16 protein-coding genes and 2 pseudogenes are annotated in these 20,689 nt (G+C 69.3%); 8 read left to right on the forward strand and 10 right to left on the reverse strand.

What is annotated here, in order from left to right:
- Nucleotides 1-41 precede the first annotated feature (41 nt).
- The 3 genes and pseudogenes from V2J85_RS14685 to V2J85_RS14695 all read right to left on the reverse strand — a co-directional run bounded on the left by V2J85_RS14685 (nucleotide 42) and on the right by V2J85_RS14695 (nucleotide 1,966).
- Nucleotides 42-1,061 carry a hypothetical protein gene (locus V2J85_RS14685; protein WP_330821817.1) on the reverse strand — a complete coding sequence of 340 codons (1,020 nt, stop codon included), beginning with the start codon at nucleotides 1,059-1,061 and terminating at the stop codon, nucleotides 42-44.
- 205 nt (nucleotides 1,062-1,266) lie between these two features.
- Nucleotides 1,267-1,527: pseudogene (locus tag V2J85_RS14690) on the reverse strand (helix-turn-helix domain-containing protein); the annotation flags it as partial.
- 16 nt (nucleotides 1,528-1,543) lie between these two features.
- Complete coding sequence (locus V2J85_RS14695; protein WP_330821819.1) at nucleotides 1,544-1,966, reverse strand: MarR family winged helix-turn-helix transcriptional regulator; 423 nt, start codon at nucleotides 1,964-1,966, stop codon at nucleotides 1,544-1,546.
- 163 nt (nucleotides 1,967-2,129) lie between these two features.
- Between V2J85_RS14695 and eno the strand changes: the two genes are divergently transcribed.
- Together eno and V2J85_RS14705 are read left to right on the forward strand one after the other, a co-directional pair.
- Nucleotides 2,130-3,437: a phosphopyruvate hydratase gene (gene eno / locus V2J85_RS14700; protein ID WP_330821820.1), complete on the forward strand. Its 1,308-nt coding sequence runs from the start codon at nucleotides 2,130-2,132 to the stop codon at nucleotides 3,435-3,437.
- A gap of 491 nt (nucleotides 3,438-3,928) precedes the next feature.
- Entirely contained in the window at nucleotides 3,929-4,489 is a 561-nt protein-coding gene (locus V2J85_RS14705; protein ID WP_330821821.1) for a GNAT family N-acetyltransferase, read from the forward strand.
- Nucleotides 4,490-4,618: 129 nt separating this feature from the next.
- Here the strand turns inward: V2J85_RS14705 and V2J85_RS14710 are convergent, their stop codons facing one another.
- From V2J85_RS14710 to V2J85_RS14720, 3 genes are all read right to left on the reverse strand, one after another.
- Nucleotides 4,619-5,194, reverse strand: coding sequence for a hypothetical protein (locus V2J85_RS14710; protein WP_330821822.1), 576 nt, complete (start codon nucleotides 5,192-5,194; stop codon nucleotides 4,619-4,621).
- A gap of 281 nt (nucleotides 5,195-5,475) precedes the next feature.
- Complete coding sequence (locus tag V2J85_RS14715) at nucleotides 5,476-5,955, reverse strand: GNAT family N-acetyltransferase (RefSeq protein WP_330821823.1); 480 nt, start codon at nucleotides 5,953-5,955, stop codon at nucleotides 5,476-5,478.
- A gap of 168 nt (nucleotides 5,956-6,123) precedes the next feature.
- Nucleotides 6,124-6,570, reverse strand: a complete 447-nt coding sequence (locus tag V2J85_RS14720) for a GNAT family N-acetyltransferase (RefSeq protein WP_330821824.1) — start codon at nucleotides 6,568-6,570, stop codon at nucleotides 6,124-6,126.
- 182 nt (nucleotides 6,571-6,752) lie between these two features.
- On the opposite strand from V2J85_RS14720, the gene V2J85_RS14725 reads away from it, so the two are divergent.
- From V2J85_RS14725 to V2J85_RS14735, 4 genes are all read left to right on the forward strand, one after another.
- Nucleotides 6,753-6,893, forward strand: coding sequence for a hypothetical protein (locus V2J85_RS14725; RefSeq protein ID WP_330821825.1), 141 nt, complete (start codon nucleotides 6,753-6,755; stop codon nucleotides 6,891-6,893).
- A 39-nt stretch (nucleotides 6,894-6,932) separates the two neighbouring features.
- The gene (locus tag V2J85_RS41325; protein ID WP_419836785.1) at nucleotides 6,933-7,136 is read left to right on the forward strand and encodes a transposase; all 204 of its coding nucleotides are present in this window, start codon (nucleotides 6,933-6,935) and stop codon (nucleotides 7,134-7,136) included.
- A 233-nt stretch (nucleotides 7,137-7,369) separates the two neighbouring features.
- A complete protein-coding gene (locus V2J85_RS14730) occupies nucleotides 7,370-8,845 on the forward strand; it encodes a lipase family protein (protein ID WP_330821826.1) in 1,476 nt (491 codons plus the stop codon).
- A 624-nt stretch (nucleotides 8,846-9,469) separates the two neighbouring features.
- Nucleotides 9,470-10,609, forward strand: a complete 1,140-nt coding sequence (locus V2J85_RS14735; RefSeq protein ID WP_261958188.1) for an RICIN domain-containing protein — start codon at nucleotides 9,470-9,472, stop codon at nucleotides 10,607-10,609.
- A gap of 124 nt (nucleotides 10,610-10,733) precedes the next feature.
- Here V2J85_RS14735 and V2J85_RS14740 read toward each other — a convergent pair whose 3' ends face one another.
- The 3 genes from V2J85_RS14740 to V2J85_RS14750 all read right to left on the reverse strand — a co-directional run bounded on the left by V2J85_RS14740 (nucleotide 10,734) and on the right by V2J85_RS14750 (nucleotide 16,940).
- A complete protein-coding gene (locus tag V2J85_RS14740; protein ID WP_330821827.1) occupies nucleotides 10,734-13,583 on the reverse strand; it encodes an ATP-binding protein in 2,850 nt (949 codons plus the stop codon).
- Between the two features lie 396 nt (nucleotides 13,584-13,979).
- Nucleotides 13,980-15,389 carry a serine/threonine-protein kinase gene (locus tag V2J85_RS14745; RefSeq protein WP_261958186.1) on the reverse strand — a complete coding sequence of 470 codons (1,410 nt, stop codon included), beginning with the start codon at nucleotides 15,387-15,389 and terminating at the stop codon, nucleotides 13,980-13,982.
- A 261-nt stretch (nucleotides 15,390-15,650) separates the two neighbouring features.
- Nucleotides 15,651-16,940, reverse strand: coding sequence for a PucR family transcriptional regulator (locus V2J85_RS14750; protein ID WP_330821830.1), 1,290 nt, complete (start codon nucleotides 16,938-16,940; stop codon nucleotides 15,651-15,653).
- Between the two features lie 189 nt (nucleotides 16,941-17,129).
- On the opposite strand from V2J85_RS14750, the gene V2J85_RS14755 reads away from it, so the two are divergent.
- Together V2J85_RS14755 and V2J85_RS14760 are read left to right on the forward strand one after the other, a co-directional pair.
- The gene (locus tag V2J85_RS14755) at nucleotides 17,130-18,653 is read left to right on the forward strand and encodes a hypothetical protein (protein ID WP_330821831.1); all 1,524 of its coding nucleotides are present in this window, start codon (nucleotides 17,130-17,132) and stop codon (nucleotides 18,651-18,653) included.
- A 189-nt stretch (nucleotides 18,654-18,842) separates the two neighbouring features.
- Nucleotides 18,843-19,705: pseudogene (locus V2J85_RS14760) on the forward strand (LLM class flavin-dependent oxidoreductase).
- Nucleotides 19,706-20,015: 310 nt separating this feature from the next.
- Here V2J85_RS14760 and V2J85_RS14765 read toward each other — a convergent pair.
- Nucleotides 20,016-20,660, reverse strand: a complete 645-nt coding sequence (locus tag V2J85_RS14765) for a dihydrofolate reductase family protein (RefSeq protein WP_261958183.1) — start codon at nucleotides 20,658-20,660, stop codon at nucleotides 20,016-20,018.
- Nucleotides 20,661-20,689: the final 29 nt, after the last annotated feature.

Below are 20,689 nucleotides of genomic sequence, written 5' to 3' on the forward strand. Positions count from 1 at the left end.
ACCCGTGTCGCGAGCCCGATCGGTGACCCCTGCGAGGAAGCTCAGTGGGCCCTGTAGCGGGTGGCGAGTGCGTGGAACGCTTGCTTCGGTTCCCAGGGCATGTCGGGGTAGGCGCGCTTGTCGGCGGGATAGCCGCTGTGCTCGTCCAGGACTTTGACGATGCCGTAGGAGGCGAGGTCCTCGTCCGGTCCGGATGTCCGGTGAGGTGTGCTGAAACCGGCGAAGCTGAACCAGAAGACGGAATCGACGCCCTCCCCCTCGAAGACGGTCATGAGATCGTCGAGGTAGCGGACCTGCTCGCCCTCGTCGCGCACCAGGCCGGGTTTGAGGGTGACGCCGTCGGCCTCCCTCGCCATGTACCAGCCGGCGCCGCCGTGCTCTCCCGCTCCCCGGTAGGTGCAGCAGCCGGCCTCCATGATGGCGACGGGCTTGCCGTGGCCGCATTCCTTGCGCAAGTCGGTGCGGTAGGTGGCCGCATTGCGCAGGCTACGGAAGGCGTCCAGGCCGACGATGTCGAACGGGGCCCAGTCCACGCCGTCCAGAGGGCAGGAGGCGTAGCTCACGCGGCCGCCGAAGAGGGGCCGCACGGCGTCGACGACCTCCCCCAGGAAGGCGTTGACCTTGTCGGGGATGCCCTGGAGCGCGGCTTCGCGGCCGGGGCCCGCCAGGACCGGAATGCGCTCGTTCAGTGTGTCCCCGGGCAGGTAGCCGCGGGCGAACACACTGAGTTCGCAGCCGGTGACGAGGACGACCTCGGCGCCGTCGCGCCGCAGTCGCTCCGCCCGCTCGGCGCAGTCGGTCAACAGCGGCAGCATCTCGGCGTTCGACAGCTCGCAGGGAAACGGCGAGAACCAGACCTCCAGGCCCGCCTCCGCCGCGTACCACGCCGTGGTCTCGATACGGTCCGGATCGCCCCCGGTGATACGGACAGCGGTGCAGTGCAGGTCCTCCGCGACGACACGCATGTCCCGTTCGACGTCCCGAACGTCGAAGACGGGGCGCGACGTGTCGCCGTTGGGAAAGGTGCCGGTGTCGTAATGGATGCCCTTGCCGCGCAACATGACGAATGCCTCCGGTGGGGTGACTGTGTCTGCCGTACGGCGTCATCGTCCAAGGTGCCGCTGCGTCAGCTTCAAGGCCGCACCACGGCCGGCCTGTCGGTCAAGGCGTCCTTCGCCAACACCGCAACCACCTGGCCCGACCCGCCGACGACAGGTTCATGCCTTCTTCCGCAGCCGCTCACCCGGCCAACTCCTGGCCGCGCACGTTTGCCGAAAAGCGATAGTTGCGCGACGAGGTGCCCACCGTGTGGTCACGGGCTGGGATGAGGGTGCCGTCCACGATCCGCAATCGCTCGACATCGGCGGCGGGCCGCGGGGCCGGCGCCAGTGCGTGCAAGGGCCCAAACCGCAGGATGACCCGGCAGACAGTGGCCCGGGAGAACCCGAAGAGCGGGGCGAGCTGCCGCACGGTGAGGCTGGTGCGGTAGTACACGGCCGCCAGCAGCACGCGGTCGGCCAGCGGGAGGCGCCGTCAACACCCTTCAGCGTGCGGCGAGCCGCTCCAGCAGGGCGGCGCTCTGCGCGAGCAACGCCCGCTCCTCATCGGTGAGTTCGGCCTCGATGGCCTGCGCGAGCCAACCGGCCCTGCGGCCGCGCTCCGCTTCGAGCGCGGCCCGGCCCGCGTCCGACAGCTCGACCAGCGACTTGCGGCCGTCCGTGGGGTGCGCCCGGCGCGTGATCAGGTTCTGTTCCATGAGCAACCCCACTGCCCGGGCCATCGACTGGGGACGTACGCGCTGATCGGCGGCGAGGTCGCTGGTGGTCATGGCGCCGTTGCGGTCGAGTGCACCGAGCACGGCGGCCTGGCCCAGCGGGATGCGGTCCTCGTGTTTGACGCGTCGGGTGAGCTTGCCCATCGCGGTGCGCAGTTCGGCGGCGATGGCGGCGGCTTCCGAGGTGGGCATAGGGCATTTTACCCCGTTGACCAGCAAAGCTGCGCAGCTGACCTGCACAGCAATGCTGTACAGCAAAACTGTGCAGCATTGCTGTAGTGTTTGGTGTTGTCGGGCTCAGCGCCAGCGCTGTCGCAGCCGGGGCCACGGCACACGACAACGGGAAGGAACTCCCATGTCCGCAACGGCAGTTGGATCCGTCAACGCCACCATCGAGACCGTCACCGCCCGGCGGATCATCGACAGCCGGGGCAACCCCACGGTCGAGGTCGACGTCGTCCTGACGGACGGGTCCCTGGGGCGCGCGGCTGTCCCCTCAGGTGCCTCCACCGGCGCCCGGGAGGCCGTGGAACTGCGCGACCAAGACTCCGCGCGCTGGCACGGCAAGGGCGTCGACCGCGCGGTGGCCCACGTCAGCGGGGAGATCGCGGCGTCCGTGCGCGGCCGGGACGCCGCGGACCAGGCGGGCCTCGACGCCGCGCTGGTCGCCCTCGACGGCACCGCCACGAAGTCCCGGCTCGGCGCCAACGCGATCCTCGGCGTCTCCCTCGCCGCCGCCAAGGCCGCCGCGGCGGCCCACCGCCAGCCCCTCTACCGCTACCTCGGCGGCGCCGACGCCCACCTCCTGCCGCTGCCGATGATGAACATCGTCAACGGCGGCGCCCACGCCGACAATCCGCTGGATTTCCAGGAGTTCATGATCGCGCCCGTGGGCGCGGACTCCTTCGCCGAAGCCGTCCGCATGGGAAGCGAGGTCTTCCACACCCTGCGCCGCGATCTGCTGGCCGCCGGGCACTCCACCGGCGTCGGCGACGAGGGTGGCTTCGCGCCCGCACTGCGTACCGCCGAGGAGGCGCTCGACTTCGTGATGACCGCCATCGAGCGCACCGGCTACCGCCCCGGCACGGACATCGGCCTGGTCATGGACCCGGCGTCGTCGGAGTTCTTCCGCGACGGGGTGTACGACTACGCGGGCGAGGGGGTGCGCCGCACCCCCTCCGAGCACGCCGACTACCTGGCCAAGCTCATCGACGCCTACCCGGTCGTCTCCATCGAGGACCCGATGGCGGAGAACGACCTGGACGGCTGGCGCGAGCTGACCGCCCGCGTCGGCGACCGCTGTCAGCTCACCGGCGACGACGTGTTCTGCACCAACGAGACGCTGCTGCGCGAGGGCATCCGCACCGGCGTCGGCAACTCGGTCCTGGTCAAGGTCAATCAGATCGGAACCCTGACCGAGGCACTGGCCGCGGTGGCCACGGCCCACCAGGCGGGCTGGACGGCCGTCATGTCGCACCGCTCGGGCGAGACCGAGGACACCACCATCGCGGATCTGGCGGTGGCGACCGGCTGCGGTCAGATCAAGACCGGCTCGCTCTCCCGCTCCGACCGCACGGCGAAGTACAACCAACTGATCCGCATCGAGGAGGAGTTGGGCGACTCGGCGCGCTTCGCAGGCCGCTCCGCACTGCGGCGGGCATGAACAGCAGGCAGAGGTAGAGACCACGCGGGCCCCCACATCGAGGGGGGCCCGCTCGCGTGCCGGGGAGACACATCGTCCTGGGCTGTTCACCCCCGCGCGACCTGCGCCTTCCCGAACCGGTCGGCAGGGCCGGCCGAATGGAACCTCGGCCTGTGCTGCGGCTGATCCCGCCATGCGCTCTATCGCGATGGTCCCCTGCTGCGTCATGTGATGCGCCCTCGGACGGTCTCCCGAATGCGCCCGCCCCACTCCCGGGCCGCGGCACTCCGGCCCGGGACCACGGCTCGCCGAAACTCCCGGATCCCAGCCAAGCCCGTGCCCAGGCCGACGGCCCGGCAGACGCGCGAGTGGTAAACCCATTCCACGGCCCGGACCGCATCAGGTGCCCCCTGGCCGTCCCTCTGCGGCGCCGGAGCGTACGTCACAGTTGCGCGGGGGCACCCGGCCAAAAGGGATTGCCTCGGATGCGTAGTTCAAGTTGGCTGGGCGGCATGGCTGAACTGCGTACCGATCGCCTTGTCCTCCGTCGATGGCGTGACTCCGACCTTGAACCATGGGCGGCGATGAATGCCGATCCTGAGGTTAGGGAGCACTTGGGCGACCTGCTGACCCGCGAACAGAGCGATGCCTCCGTGGCGCAGTTCCAAGCGGAGTTCGATCAGCGAGGCTACGGGTGGTGGGCGGTTGAGGTGCGGGCCACGGGTGGGTTCATCGGCTTCGCGGGCTTGGATCAGGTGGATGACGAGATGCCGTTCACCGGAGTGGAGATCGGCTGGCGGCTCGCCCGCTCGGCCTGGGGGCAGGGCTACGCTACCGAGGCGGCGCTGACAGTCCTGGCCTACGGTTTCGACACCCTTGAACTGTCTGAGATCCTTGCCGTGACAACGGCCACCAACTCCCGCTCGCAGGCGGTGATGCGCCGGATCGGTATGACGCGGGACCCGGCCGACGACTTCGACGACCCCACCGTGCCCGAAGGGCCCCTGCGTCCCAACGTGTTGTACCGCATCGCCCGTGGTGCGGGGAGCCGACGCGATCGGCGCGAGCCGTAGCTACACCGCCGGCTCAGTGCGGCCCGCGGGGGCGGGCGCCGACCCGGTCGATTCCGCAGAACACCCTCATGGGCTTGTCCCCTCGCCGCGGTCCGACTGTGGCTCCACTCGCGACCGGGTGGGCACTCCTCAGAGGCGGTCGTCGACCAATGAGTGGTACAGCGTGTACTGCTTGAAGCTGACGCCATCGGCAGTGGTGGCTTCATGAGAGGCGGTGTCGCTCCATTCTGCGACGACGATCGCACGCTCACCATGTGGTGTCAGGTGGGTGTGCGCAGCGAGCAGCCCCGGCGCTGGCACGACGGGGATCTCCACATCGCCCGCCGCCACCGTGCTCACCACGAAGACGCCAGCTGGTCGTTCCGCGTCGTGAACCACGCTGTGATGGAGGCGGGTTCGGGCCAGTCCAGGACGCTCGATACCGGGCACGAGCGTGTCCACGCGACTGACGACTTCTGCGCGGCGGGCCCGGGCCCATGCCAGGTGGTCTGCATCGCTGGTCCACTGCGCGTAGAAGAGGAGGTTGGCGCCGTCCGTGGACAGGAAGACGTGCTGTGCCAGGCGCCCGGAAGGTGTCTCGGCTGCCGCCCATTCATCCATCAGAGCGTCGACGGCTGTGCGCGAACGCTCGGCGGTACCAGTACGCCACTCACTCAACAAAGCCGTTCCAGCCGCGGGGTGAACGAGATCCAGGAAGCGTGTCATGGACGTTGACTCTCATACATCAAGTGCACTTGAGGTCAAGGCCTACTGAGTTTGAACTCGTGGAGTCGTAGGGGCTGACGGCTGCCGGCGTACACGCGCATGTGCACGGGCAGGTACAGCTCGAAGTGCCTGCACAAGCTCCACCTGGTTCCGGAGTGCTGGGGCACCGGGATCACCAATGTCGTCGGTGTGCGGCATCGTGCTCGCGGTCAAGGACGCCTATGGGCGTCGCGGTGCAATGGTGCTTCACAGCACTCCGGGCTGCGGCCCCTGTTCCGGCGTCATTCTGTGAGGCGGCGCTCCATGAGGAGGGTCTCGCCCTCGCATGAGACCTGTCGGAAGCCGGCCTTCTGCCATGCCCGTACGCCACGGAGGTTGTCTCTCGCCGGGTCGACCGTCACGCGCCGCCAGCCGAGATACCCGCGGAGGTGCGCGAGGAGGGTGCGAGCGGCGTCCGGTCCCAGGCCGCGCCCGCGTGCCTGGGCTGTCAGCACCATGTCGATGCCGCCTTCGGCCGTGTCGGCGTGCCAGTACTGCGCGTATCCCACCGGTGTTCCATGGGCCAGCACGAGGAAGGACTCCACACGGGGTCGGCGCCGCCCCAGGTACTTCTCGGCCACCTCTTCCCGCGGTTTCGGCGCTCCTCCCCAGTACTCGACGAAGTCCGGGGTCGCGAACCATGAAGCCAGCAGATCCAGGTCATCCTCGCTCGTGGGGACAAGCCGGGTCAGCGCCCCTTCGAGGGCAAAACCATCAGCCATCGGTCACACTCCAACTCGAACTCGCTGTATCGACGTTGGCCCGCCGACAGGTCGACTATCGGTTGAGGCCCCGGTGCTCTGGTGTGCGGCGCGTTGTGAATGCTGCGCAGTTTCACGGGCACGCCGCCACACCCGCGCCCCGAACCGTTCGCCGTTGGCGTGTCGAGCTCATCGCGCTTCCAGCAGATCTGGCGATGGTCGGAAGCCTGCCCGCCGGTAGACCGGCACGCTGCGCTCGGACGGCCAGACGATGAGCACATCCGAACCCAACTCCTGAGCATGCTGCCGTAGGGCCCTGAGAAGGGCAGCCCCGAACCCGAGATTGCGGTACTCGGGCATCACGTAGAAGTTCGTCACGTAGCCGACAGGGGTGTTGTCCTCATAAGGGTCTGGTACGCGCTCGACCAGGTGGAGAAAGACATGCCCGCAGATCTCTGCGCCCCTCTCGACCACCCAGGCCAGCCACTGCCCGCCGTCAAGCCGCTCCCGGATCCACTGTTCAGCCTGCGTCATGGACCGGGCCGGAGCGGAAGAACCGCCTTCGTGGTCCTCTTGCTTGAACGCCCATCGCAGCCGCGCCAGTACGGGAGCATCAACGCCCTGGGCCTGGCGCACGGAAGTCTGTGGTCATGGGAAAAGTCTTACGTGTTCCGACCTCGGTCGGCTCCTGGTTTTTCTGGCTTGCACCGGCGGGGAACGCAGGCACCATCGCTGCGTGCGGAAGTTGCTGGTGCGTAACGGTCCCGCCGGGCCGTCGAACGGGACGAGGAAGCCGTGGCCGGGTGGGTGAAGGAGGTATGGCCCTGCGCCGAAGCCAGGCGGCGGCCCGTGGAGCCTGGCTCGTCTCGCCGGAGTCCCTGCGCAGTTTCCTCGCCCTGGCCCGCACCGGCGCCGACCGCCACCGCACCGTCCACGTGCGGCGGAAGCGTCTGACCTGAGGCGCGGATATCCCCGAAGTCCGCCAGCTCGCCGTCGCCATCGCCGTCGACCACGGATACACCGAGATCTCCGCATTCATCGAAACCGGCCACAGCAACGCCAAGAACAAAGGCATCAACCACGTGATCAAGCTTGTCGCCCGCAACGCCTTCGGGTTCCGTAACGCCGACAACCAGCGAATACCGACACGCTGCGTCACCACTCCACGAGCCCGCGGACACCTCCGCACCGCGCAACTTTGAAACCCCCAAATGGGGCGCCTCCACCGTCCACCCGAGTCACTGGAAAAACCGCGACAATGCCGTTTCGTGTCACCAGTTCATTGAATTGTTCACCAAGGTCCCGCTTGAAGTCGGATCCTATTCCGAACGAGTGAACCAGAGCCCGCAAAGTCCTCGCACCCGGCAGGAAACCGAGTATGCGAATACATTGAATTGGAGATGTTTGACAACGACTGGAAGTTCAAGGAGCAAATATGGCCGAGGCACAACAGTCCACTCCGATCACGCCTCAGGTGGCCATGACCCTGGCGGCAATCGCATCAACGGGAGCGACTCCCCGTCCGTCGGGGGAGACCCTGCAAGCCCAGACCGACCGGATCAAGTCCGGCATCACCCGGCAGTTGTCCAACCCCCTGACGAAAAGCTGGTCACCGACGTGGCTCGCGCTGAGCCCGGACAACGCGAACATGGCGTACATCGTCAAGAACAACGACCAGATTGCCGTGGTCATCCGCGGGACGAACGCCAACGTGACCGACATTCTCGAAGACCTCGACGTCGGCACGGTGGTGCCGTTCACCGCCAGCGGGTCCCCGTCTCCCATCTCCGTGTCGAAGGGAGCGATGGACGCCTTCACTCAGATCGTCGACATGCGTCAGATCGGCAGCGGCACCACTCTCGTGCAGGCGCTCGCCGGCCTCGTGACGGGGGTGCCGCAACCGACGGTCTACGTGATCGGTCACAGCCTGGGTGGCTGCATCGCGACCATGGTCGCGCTGTACTTGAAGGCGCAGACCTGGCAGAAGAGCCAGCCGCAGTTCGGCGTGGTCACCTTCGCCGCACCCACCGCCGGTCTGGAGAGCTTCGCCAACTACCTCACCTCCCAGTTCGGGAGCATGAACCAGCGCTACGTCAACGCCTACGACGTCGTCCCGCTGGCCTGGGCCGATCTGCCCACCGCGGAGAGCTGGTACCCGAATCCCGGACCAGCGGCGACCCTCGACGTGAAGGTGCTCCTCGGGACGATCGCAACTCTGCCCGGGAACAATGTCTACGTCCAGCCGGGCACTGCCGTCACCAAGAACACGGACTACATGGTCCGCGACGACAATTTGGTCAAGGCCTCGCTTGCGGACTTCATGGGCCAGGTCGCATTTCAGCACGCCAACTCCACCTACCTCAGGCTGCTGGATGCACCCGCCCTCCCCGAGCCGCCGGTGGTGACCGGCGTGATTCCCAGCTTCGGCGCAGCGCGCACACAGGTCACCATCAAGGGCAGCGGCTTCAGCAAGGACAGCCAGGTCGACTTCGGCCCCGTCCCCTGCCAGAAACCCCTCACGTTCAACCCCGACGGCAGCATCACTGCCGAGGTGCCCGACGGGACCGGCATCGTCAACGTGTATGTCACCAACCCCCTGGGCACCTCCGCGGCCGTCCCGCTCGGGCAGTTCGCCTACGGCGGGCCCGAACCCGTGGTCGTCACCAACGTCACCCCGGACAGGGGCAAGGCCAACGACTCGGTCACCATCTCCGGCGCGGGCTTCGCGAAAGGCGCCGCCGTGCATTTCGGAAAGAACGCCTCTCCATCCGTCCAGGTCGACACGGACAAGATCGTCGCCAAAGCACCCTTGTCGGGCAAGACCACAAGCACGACCGTGGACATCACCGTGACCGTGAACGGCTACTCGTCCCCCAGCAGTCCAGCCGACGAATTCACCTACACCGGGTAACGCCAGAGTCGGTCAACTCTCCTGATGCGGGCAGCAGTCACCCCGCTATCAGGACCAGGCAACAAGCACCACCGTCGCCCCGCAACGGGTGACCATGACGGCCTGGACCTCACAGCTGCGGTACGCCGCTCGCAGCTGTGAGGTCCAGGCCCATTTCTTTGGCGATGTGGGGCTTGACCCCACGGTTCCGCAGCAGCGGGCGGTACTCGTCGAAGAGGCCGGCGCTCTTTCACGCAGGTGCGGACCATCGGATACGAGATGTCGGCGGCGCCGTGTTCGTTCGACTGCGACTTCCCCATAGGGCCCCTGCTGCAGAAGCACACTCCACCGTCCTCCCCACCCCATGACGCGCTTGGCCGACATCCGCCGTCGGTGGCAAGTGCCCGTCTCCTTCCGCCGCCGCCCGTCCCTTAAGCCTCCTTCAGTTGATGGATGTAACGGCGCGTGCGCACCCGTACGTTGACACCGCCGCAGCAGGCCACAGCTAGGGGCAGAGCGCTCCCTCGCCTCCTTCTCGGAGCATGTTTGAGGAGAGGGACGAGGGTGCTGCGTTGCTGCGGCGGAAGGGGCCGGTCGTCGAACCGGCCTCGCAGGCAAGAACTGCCGAAGGAGAACAGACCAATCATGATCACCGAGTCGACCCCTCACGGGCCAGTGCGGCGGACGTTGGCCGCATTCGCCGCGGTCGCCTTCGCCACGCTCGCCACGTCGGTGTCTCCGCTGACGACCGGAACGGCCCATGCGGACACCGCCGCCTTGGCGGGCCTGTCCCTGTCACCGCGGTTGCCCCAGGCAGACGGCCTCGCGCCGTCCCTGGATCTGGCGAAGGACTCGCCCGACTACGGGACCGAAATCGTCGTCAACAAGAGGCCGATGGCGAACTGGAGCATCTTGCCCAACGGTGACGGGAGCTTCCTGATCCGCAACGACAAGACGCAGAAGTGCCTCGACTTCAACACCGACAACAACCATCTCGTCGAGCCGGTGTACTGCGACCAGGCCAACACCAAGCAGAACTGGTATCTGCAGCCCTCGGACGCTGGCGGCGGCTACTACCTGATCCGAAACGTCAACACCAACCAGTGCATGGACGTGTTCGGGGGAAGCGGTAACGACGGCGCGACGGTCGGCCTCTCCAACTGCCACGGCAACAGCAACCAGGAGTGGATCATCGGGCCGACGCCCAGCCCCGGGTACACGGGCCCCAGCCTGTCGGATCTGGCCACCGCCTACGCTCTCAAGCAGTGCAGCAACAGTTCCAGCATCATCAAGTCCTGTGACTACACGGTCACCGGCGACAGTGTGGCGTCCGTGGGGAACCTCAAGCGGGTCAGCTCCAACGTGTGGAACAACAGCACCGATCCGGCAGACCGGACCATCACCTGGACGCAGACCTCGGCCGAGACCAACACGGTGGGCAGCTCCATCACCGTCACCAGCGAGGTCGGGGTCAACATCGAAGTCGTCTCGGTCAAGGTCAGCAGCGCGATCAGCGCACGCTACGAGCACTCCTGGACCCAGACCAACACCGTGAGCGACGCCAACAAGATATCCGTGAAGCCGAACAACTACAGCTGGGCGATGCGAGGCCAGCTGATGAAGACGGTGACGGGCAAGTGGACGTTCACCAACGACCTCGGTGACAAGTGGTCCGGCGACGGTACCGCCACGCTCCCCGCCGTCGACGGCACCGACGATCTCAGCAGCAACCTGGTGCTGTGCACGAGCGACAGCCTCGCCAAGGAGTGCGTCGACAACCGGTGACCGGCGTTTCGCACGCCATCTCGTGATCTGACGGCAGGCCGCCGTCGGACCGTTCCCCGGCCTCCGCGAACGGAGCCGGGGAACAACGCGTGGGGCCCGCGCACCCCGGCCCCCAGCGGACGGCTCAGTCCTGCGAAGGTGACCGCCCGGACTGCTGCCGGCGGGTCACCTCAGCGGCGATCTCGACCCGCGAGGTCATCGCAAGCTTTCTGAGGATGCTGGAGACATGGGTGCTGACGGTGCTACGGGCGATGGACAGCCGAGCCGCGATCTCGGGGTTGGAACATCCTTCGGCGACGTGCTCCGCGACCAGGCGTTCCGTATGCGTGAGTGCCTGCCAGCCGTCGCGTGCGCCGGTTCGGGCCCGCTGCGATCCACGGCGGACGGCGACCGCCCGCAGCCGGGACGTTGCCTGCGCCGCGTCCCAGGCCGCGCCGAGCCGCGTGAACGTCTCCAGCGCCTGGTCGAGCAGGACTCGGGCGTCGTCCAGGCGCCCTCGGCGGGCCAGCGCCTCGGCCGCATCGGTGCAGGCGTGTGCCGCGTTGAGTGGTCGCGGTGCGTTGCGGTAGCAGTGGACCGCTTCCATGAGCAGATCGGGGTCCCCGCTCAGCAGACCTTCGCAGCGGTAGGCGTCACCGAGGTGGTAGAGGCCGCCGCTGTCCTCGGCCCGGCGTTGCGCGGCGGCGGCGTAGCGCCGTGCGCTGTCGTGATCCCCCTGGGCCAGGGCGAGTCGGACCAGATCGGGGGTCAGGAAGCCCAGGATCAGTTGGCCGGGTAGATGGCCCACGCCCTCGTCGAACGCCTTGGCCAGTCGGGAGTACGCGCGTCGGTCGTCGCCCCGCGCTTCGTCCAACAGGGCGCCGGCGCACATCGGCAGGTACTCGTAGAAGGCGGCGACCGTCGCGTTGTCGAGCTCGGGCAGCACGGCCGTCAGGTGTGCCTCGGCGAGGGGGCGCTGGCCTCTGTGTGCGGCGATCACCGCCGCCATCGCCCGCAGTGCCCGGCTCATCGCGGCCTGGTCTCCGCAGTCAAGACCCGCTTCGATCTCTGCCAGCGCATCGTCCCAACGCCCCGTGTGGAACGCGAGGAGCGCGCAGGACAGGTGGTGCCAGGGCAGGAACACCCCGCCGATGCGCTCCGCCGGTCTTCGTACGGCGGCGAGGGTCCGCTGGGCATCGGGCCCGAGATCGAGGTCGATGTAGCAGTTGACCAGGGATAGTTGAAGTCCCAGCCACTGGGCGGGGTGCATCGTGTCAGGGGTAATACGGGAGGCCTGCCGCGCCAGTTCGATCGCTTCGGCGTCGGGGGTTTCGATGAAGCGCTTGGCGGCCAGTACGTGCAGGGTGCTGGCCAGAGCGGAGCTGTCCCCGGCCTCGTCGGCGGCGGACCGAGCACGTGAGGCCGTGGCACCGGCTTCGGTGAGGTCGCCCAGCGCGAAGAGGCACACCGCGCTGAACGCCTGGAACTGCACCCGCTCGATCGCCCCGACACCGGGGCTCCGGCATCCGGCCCGCGCCTCCGCCAGTGCCACGTCGGGTCGGTCGCGGGCGAACGCCGCCTGGATGACGATCCAGCGCAGTACGGTTTCCAGCCCGGAGTCAGGCGCCTTGGCCAGGGCCGATCGGGCGCTCTCCTCCGCCTCCACGAGATGGCCGCAGGAGAGCTGCGCGACCGCGTGGTGCAAACGGAGGTTGCCGTATCCGGCGTCCGCGGGGTCGCCGATTTCCAACGCCGTGGTGAGGAGCCGCAGAGCCATGGCGGGGGCCCGTGTGGTGAGCCGGGCGACGGATCCTTCCAGCCAGGTGATCAGGAAATTCGGGCTCGGCACCCCGTTGAGCAGGTGCTCGGCAACCCGTTCCGGAGCCGCGCCGGCCTCGGCGAGCCGCTGCGCCGCCTGCATGTGCAGCATGGCCCGGACCGACCCCGGCACGGCGTCGTACAGCGCGTCCCGGATGAGCTCATGGCGGAAGCGCAGGCCCTGGCCGGTGTCTCTGAGGATTCCGGACGCCTCGGCCTCCGCCATGGCGGTCAGCAGGTCGCGTAGCGGGATGTCCATGACCGCGGCGAGTTCGGCGGTGGTGCAGCCGGCGCCCAGCACGGAGACGATGCGCAGCATCTGCAGCACGTCCTCGCGCAGGTAGCGGAGCCGGTGCGTAACCAGCGCGGTCAGAGTCGGCAGCACACAGGCGGCGGCGACCTCCGCCGTGGCTCCGCCGGCCTCGATGGCGTGCTCGCGCCGCAGTGCGGCGACCAACTCCGTGAGGTACAGAGGGTTTCCGGCAGCTCCCTCGGCCATCCGCAGCAGTCGGGGGCCGGCCTTCCGGCCGCAGTGGTCTGCGAGCAGGGCCGCCACGTCCGGGGTATCCAGGGGTGCCAGTTCCAGCAGGGTACGGTTGCCGGCGATCGTGCTCCGCGACAGATGCGCGACCTCCCCCGCTCCGGGCACGGGTCGATGGGCGCCGACCACGAGAAGCGGCAACTGATGCACCGAGCGCACCAGCTTGTGCAGCACGGCCAGGCTCGCCGGATCGGCCCACTGCAGATCGTCGAGGAACAGGGCCAACGGCCGCTGCGCGCACAGGTCCTCGACCAGCCCGACCATCGCCTCGATCGTCGCCGCATCCGCCCCCGCGGCCTCGTTCCTGGCGCCCGCCACACCGTAGCGAGCATCGCCGCGCAGGACCGCGGCGACCTCCGCCCGCCGCTCGTCCGAGGGGGACTCCTCCAGCCTCAAGCAGTGGGAGATGACGGCGAACGGGCAAGGCTGCGCCAGGTTCTGGGCGCTCGCGGAAAGCACCTGTATGCCCCTGCGCCCGGCGTCCGCCGCGGCCCGCTCAAGCACCGCGGTCTTCCCAAGACCGGACTCCCCCACCACGAAGGCGGCCTGTCCCACGCCGGCGAGTGTGGACTCCGCCAACCGGGACAGCTCCGCCAGCTCGGCCGCCCGACCCAGAAGACGACCTTCGAAAGACATCATCCACTCCCCCGCGCGCCATGCAATGACATGGATTTAATAGCACACGGCTTGGATATGCCTAGTGATTGACCATCCCCCGGACAGAATGCCGCTGCCCGGCGACACGGGCCCACAGGGCCACGTGCCGCGCGGATGGGTCGCCTCTCCCCTATGGCAGCGCAGTGCAGGGGCGAGTCCGAGGAGGGCCAGGCGATTGCTGGGCTTGCGCCCGCAGCGGTGGGCGAGTCGCCGGGCCCGCCCGAGGGGCGGGTGGCCGAGCGGCGGGGTCAGGCCCCGCCGGACCGGGTCCCCGCCCCGCACCCGTCAGGCACGTTGCCGACCAACCCGGGATGCCGTTAACGACCGTGTCACCAGCCCCAGACGAGCTCACGGACTCTCAGGCGAGCCGGCTGTTCATGTCGAGCTCGAACTTGCCGCTCGCCGGGTCTTGACGTCGCGGTAGCAGTACGCCGCGATGGTCGGGAAGATCATCATGAGGTGGGGCCACCACACCGAGACGCCGTAGAGAAAGTCATCCCAGTAATGGATGACAAACCCCACGAGCTGCACAGCGATGGCCGCCACGGCCGCGTATCCCGTCCCGCGCGTCAGGCTTCCGGAGCGCGGTCTGAGTACTGCCGTGAACACCCAGATGACCGCCAGGTCGACCGGCACCCCGATTGCCTTCGGGCCGGCCAGCGAGGCGAGGAGGAGCAACCACAGACATACCGGGAGGACGAACCGTGTCGCGCGACCACGGCGTGCCGGGATATGCGTCGCTGCGGTGTCCGGCCGTGGGAGGAGGCTACTTGCTCTGCGGGTGGGGGTCACAGGCGGGAGCGGGGCCGTCGCTGTCATGGAAGGGGGCTGGGTGGCCCCTCCCGCTGGCGGCGCGGGGCCTGCGGCGGGCTCGGGTGTGCGGTCGAGGTGTCGTAGTGCCTGGGAAAGGTCGGTGGCGTTCGGGTACCGCTGGTCGGGATCCTTTTCCAGCAGCCTCAGCACGAGGTCGTCCCACGCGGAAGGGACGCCGGTGGATACCGAGCTGGGAGTGGGCGGTTCTTGGGCGAGATGTGCCGAGAGGTATCCCACCGTGTCGGGTGCCTGGAACGGCAGTTGGCCGGTGATCAGCTCGAAGAGGAGGCAGCCGAGGGCGTACAGGTCGCTGCGCGGTTCCGGGAAGCCGCGTGCTTGTTCGGGCGCCATGTAGGCGGGTGTGCCCACGATGAAGCCGGTCTGGGTGAGGCGGTCTGCGGTCGCGTAGGGGTCGGCTGCCCTTGCGATGCCGAAGTCGAGGACCTTCACGGTGCCGGAAGGCGTGATGAGGATGTTGGACGGCTTGATGTCCCGGTGCATGATGCCGGCTGCGTGCGCCTCGGCAAGCGCGTCAGATACCAGCGCGCCCCATCGGGCCGCCTCCGCCAGGGTGACGGCACCTCGGCGCGACATCGTGTCCAGGCCCTCGCCTCGGACCAGTTCCATCACCAGGAACGGGACCCGTTCGTTTCCCGCGCCGGTCTCGCCGAGGTCGTGGACGGTCACGATGTTGGGGTGCTGCAGTTGGGCGGTGATCCGTGCCTCGCGCAGGAATCTGGCGCGGGCCTCGTCGCCGCGGCTTCCGCCACCGGCGAGCAGGGAGATCACCTTGACCGCGACAGGCCGGCCCAGCGTCTCGTCCTGGGCCTCCCATACTTGCCCCATGCCGCCCTCGCCGAGCTGCCGCACCAAACGGTAACGGTCCCCGAGGAGCTGGTCTCGCATCGTCACGCCTCCCCCGTTTCGCACATCCCTGTCCTCCCGCTGCCGCACCGGCACGATGGGAAGCATGACGCCACCGCGAGGGCTCCATGCCCGATATCCAGAAACCCGCCGAACGGCAGGGGTGTTCGCCAAGGCGGCCACCCTGGTCCGAATCAGCTTTCCATGCCCGGCGGGTCTCCGGCAGCGGAGCGGTGCCGTCGAGTGCCGCTCGCGCCGGGCTTCCGCCTTGACGTCAACTGTGCAGCAGGCGGGGACCGGAAACCGCCGCGAGGCTGCACGATGGTTGCCTGTCGGGCCGTGCTCACCCCACGGCCGGAAGCTCGGGCCTCAGCTCGCCGGGCCGTGGATCCGGCGGTGGGCCAGCGCCCACCAGACCTCCGCCAGATCGGCCGGATCGCGCAGGCTGGTTCCGGTGATCTCCTCGAAGCGCCGGAGCCGGTTGCGCAGTGTGTTGGGGTGGACGTACAGGGCGCGGGCGGCGGCCTCCAGTCGCATCCCCTGCCGTAGATAGGCGGCGACGGCCTCCTCCAACTGGACGCCGTCCTCGCCCCGTTCGGCCAGCGGCGCCAGACGCAGCCGGACCAGCTGTTCGCCCACGGCCGGCAACGCCACGACCGTGGCCCGCAGCCCCAGTTCCTCGTGGGTGAACACTCCGACGAGCCCGGAGCCGACCGCTGCGCGGAGGGCCTGGGTGGCCCGGACGAACTCCGTGGCGAGCCTGGACGCGGGCGCCGGGGCGCCCAGCCCCACCACCAGACCGCGACACAGCCCCTCGGGACGCGCCGCCAGCAGCCCCGCCACCTCCCCGTCCACCGTCGTGACCAGTGGCATTCCCGAGGCGTCCAGGGCGAGCCAGGGGCGCAGCAGATCGACGGTGCGGGCGAGGGCGCCGTCGGCGGAGTCGGGGTACCCGGGCCCGCGCGGAGCGGGACCGGGGACCGGGAGGCAGGCCAGGCCGTCGGGCTCGGGAGGGCCGGGCAGCCGGGCCCGGAACGGGAGGCGCAGTGCGCTGCGGTCGTAGGCGTCGTCCAGCTCGCCGTCCTCCGGACGGCCGTCGGCGTCGATTTCGGCCCACCGCGCCTCGCCGAGCAGCAGCGCGCGGACCAGCGCCGCCCGCCGACGATCGGTCACCGTTCTTCGCTGGAGGTCGGCGCGGCAACTGTGGACGATGCGCAAGGTGGTCGCGGCCGCCCAGGCGCGGAGCGTCTCGGCGATCGGCAGCAGGTCTTCGGCGGTGCCTTGCCGGGCCGCCATCTCCTCGCCGAACCGCCGCCAGACGATGTCCGAGCCGATCCGGTAGGCCGAGATGATGTCCTCGACGGGCACGGAGCGGGCCAGCGCGGTCACTTCGGCGAGGTGCCCGGCCGGCAGGTCGTACGCCGGGCCGCTGCCGTGCACCGTGCCCTGGGGTGACCGGTGCCCCTCGCCGGACCAGTGCTGCACCAGCGACAGGCCGTTGCGCAGCGACACCGTCACCCGCGGCCGGAGCTGGTCCGCCGAGACCGCCGCGTAGGAGGGGAGTTGGGTCCGCAGGGCGTGGATGACCTCGTTGGTGAGGGCGTCCAGCCCGGCATGCAGTGCGGCAACGGCCCCCGGCACCCTTGTGGAAGTCTCCACCCATCCCCTCCCGACTCGGTGTCTTTCCCCATGGCGAAAGCGATCATTCGTCGCCATGCTACGAGGAAGCCGCCCGAACCCCTACAGATGTTCGATCATGGACGACTTCTGTGCCGTCGTCAGGATCCATCGGGGACCGGTAGGCGGCCCGCTTTCCCCAACACCCCCCGCACTTCCCCAAGGAATTCCATGGCTGTTTCCTGGCGCCGTATCGCGGTGCCCGCTGCCGCGGTCGGCGTACTCGTCCCCGCCGCCCTCGGCACCCACGCCCTGCTCTCCGATTCCAAGGACCCCGGCACACCCCCGGCCGGTATACGGACCGCCGAGTCCGCGGACCCGGACGCCGCGGCGCACGACGGTGCCGGAGCCTCCGGCCCGGAAGGCGCCGTCGTCGCCAAGCCGTCCGACGCGCCCGCCGGCTCCGGCCGTTCGGTCTCCGTACAGCTCTCGTCCTACGACGCCCAGCGCAAGCAGGCGGTGCTCAAGCCGTCCGCCGGCAAGACCGTGCGCACGGGCGACGTCATCGCCGCCGCGCCCAACCGGCACGCCCCCTCGGGAGCGCTGTTCAAGGTGGGCAAGGTCACCGACTCCCGCGGCGGCGAGGTCCGGGTGACCACCGCCCCGGCCACGCTCCCGGAGCTGCTCGGCGACCAGAAGGTGGACCGGCGCGCGGCGCTGCTGCCCGGCGAACTCACCGTCAAGCCGCTCTCATCCGGCGTCAGCGTGCGCACCCCCTCCGCCGGCACCGGCCAGGCCACCCCGTCCAACGGCGCGAGCACGCCGTCCGACGAGCCGAGCACGCCCGCCGGCGACGGCCCGGACGCATCGGCCGGAGCCTCGCCGAGCCCGTCGGCCGCCGCCTCCGGAACGCCGCGCAACGGGCTCGCCCGCACCGGCGCGGCCGCCACCTCCCCGGGCGGTACGCTGCCGCCCGAGGCGAGGAAGGCGCTCACCACTCTGCGCCTGGGCGTCAACGTGCCGCTGCCCAAGGGCATGGAAGCCACCGGTAAGTCTCCCGCCCGGCTCTCCGGCGAGGTGGCGTTCCGGCCGGAGCTGATCTTCCAGTACAACAAGCGCGGCGGACTGAACCTGCTGCCGGAGCGCGCGGCCATCGGGCTCGGCGGCTCCTACTCCTACGGCTGGCAGGTGCACGGCAAGGTGCGCGGCACCGCCGACACCGGGCAGGTCTCGGTGCCGCTGGCCGCGGTCACCGGGCGGCACGTCTTCTGGGTCGGCCCGGTTCCCGTCGTGGTCAGCACCGAGGTCACCTTCACCTACCGCTTCACCGCCGGCGGGCGCATCGTGCTCGACGCCGACCAGCGCACCTCCGGTTCGTTCGCCGTCGGCGCGAAGTACGACCGCGGGCACGGCTGGCAGCCGCTCCACGAGGCACACCAGCAGACCAAGGGCGGTACGCCCCGCGTCGAGGGGGCGGCCACCGCGACGGCCCGCGTCGGCGCACATGCCCAGGTGTTCCTCTACGACACCGCGGGGGTCGGCGGCGACCTGTCCGTCCACCTCACCGGGCGGGCCGCGGCGGCCACCGGCGGCGGCGCTCCGGCGTGGGCGCTCAGCGCGGGCTACGACCTCAAGACCCAACTGATGCTGCAACTCAAGGTCTTCGGCATCCAGATCGTCGACCTCAGGACCACGCCGTTCGCGCTGCACGACGAGCGCAAGCTCTTCGGCCACGGAAAGCTGCCGCCGGCCTGAGTCTGCCGTTCCGGCACGTTGGTGACACACGACATGTGCCGTTGTGGTGCTGGAACGGGCGAGGGCCTTCCGCCTCGGTGGGGATGGCGACATCTACCGCCGAGTGCAGGAGGCCCTCGCGCCCTTGGTGCCGTCCGGCACTCAAGTCCTCCGGTTACCGCTTCGTGGCCGGCTGCGCATCCTGCTGGGATGCGCTTCTCCATCAACATCCCGAACTTCGGTGACTTCGCCGACCCCCGTAATGTCGCGACCGTTGCCGCTGCCGCCGAACAGGCCGGCTGGGACGGGCTCTTCGTCTGGGACCACGTACTGCACCGGCAGCACCAGGGTCGTCCCTTCGGAGACCCCTGGATGCTGCTCACCGCGGCCGCGCTGGCCACCTCCCGGATCCGACTGGGCACCCTGCTGACGCCGGTCCCCCGTTACCGTCCGCAGCAACTCGCCCGCCAGGTGGCCACCCTGGACCACCTCAGCGGCGGCCGGGTGATCTTCGCCGCTGGCCTGGGCGGCCCGATCGAGGACGAATACCGCAGCTTCGGCGACGCCGCCGAGCTACGCCTCCTGGCCGAACGGCTCGACGAGGGACTGGACCTGTTGGCCCGCTTCTGGTCCGGCAAGCAAGTGAACCACCACGGCCGGCACTACGAAGTCCGGGACGTGACGCTGCTGCCCGCCACCGTGCAACGGCCCGGTCCGCCGGTGTGGATCGGCGGGTTCTGGCCGCGTCGTGCGCCCATGCGGCGGGCAGCACGGTGGGACGGCGCGATGCCGCTCTTCGAGACGGCCCGGCACGGTCATGTGCCGGACGTGGCGGAGGTACGGGAACTGGTCGGCTACGTGCGCGAGCACCGTACGGCCGGGGCTGAGCGCCCCTTCGAGTTCGTGCTCGGCGGTGCCACGCCCCCGGACGCAGCGAAGGCCAGGGACCTGATCGGTCCGCTGCACGACGCCGGCGCCACCTGGTGGGACGAGCGACAGGTCCAGACCGGCCCCGACCTGGACCGCCTCCCCCGGTGCTGCGTCGCATCGAGGCGGGGCCGCCCGTGGTCTGATCAGCCATTCGAGGTTGTGCCGTACGCGTTCAGCATCCCCCTGGGGAATCGTGCCGTGCGGGTGGGGAATTACACGACCGGCGCGCCCCTCCCCCGCCGACCGTACGGCGCTCCGCCTCTAAGGCATCATCGTGGCGCAGACGGCGGCCGCGACCGCGCGGCGTGTGACGGACCGGCTCTGCTCCACCGGCACGAGCTGAGGAAACCCGCCCATGCGGCTGACCTGACGGCCTGAGGCGTGACGCGTCGGCCCGCCTCAGGGCGGCCCCGGGAGGCAAAACGGCCGGCCGGGGCCAGCCCTGAGGACTGGTCATTTCCGCCAGAACAGGTGGTGCGTCACCCCGCTCGGGCTGGGCACGACCTCCAGGTGGAACCGGTCGAGCAGCTCATCGGGGGACTCCCAGAGTCGCAATCCGGACCCGAGCCGCACCGGCGAAACCGCCACGTGCAGGGTGTCGACGAGGTCGGCGTCGAGAAACTCCCGGATGGTGCTCACCCCGCCGCCAAGCCGGACGTCCTTGCCCTGCGCTGCCTCCCGGGCCTGCTCCAGGACCGTGGCCGGGTCGCCGGCGACGAAGTGGAACGTGGTGTCGGACAGCGTGAACGACGGACGCTTGTGGTGGGTCAGGACGAATACCGGAGTGCGGAACGGGGGCTCGTCACCCCACCAGCCCTGCCACTCATGGTTGTGCCAGGGCCCGCGCTGGGGCCCGAACTTGTTGCGGCCCATGATCTCAGCGCCGATATTGCGGGCGTAGTCCCGCGTGAAGTAGTCGTCCAGGCCCCGGCTCCCCCCGGGGTCGGTGCGCATGGGCCAGCTCGCCGTGGCGCCGGCCCAGGCAAATAGCCTCTCGGGCTCGACATGACCGAATGGTCTCTCCAGGGTCTGGTCCTCACCGGCACCGATTCCGTCACTCGAGACACTGAAGTTCTGAACTCTCAGCAGCTGAGCCACATGTTCCTCCTGTGGTGTCGACAACGGTG

The sequence above is a fragment of the Streptomyces bugieae genome, assembly GCF_036352915.1.
In the GTDB taxonomy this organism is placed as follows: Bacteria; Actinomycetota; Actinomycetes; order Streptomycetales; family Streptomycetaceae; genus Streptomyces; species Streptomyces endophytica.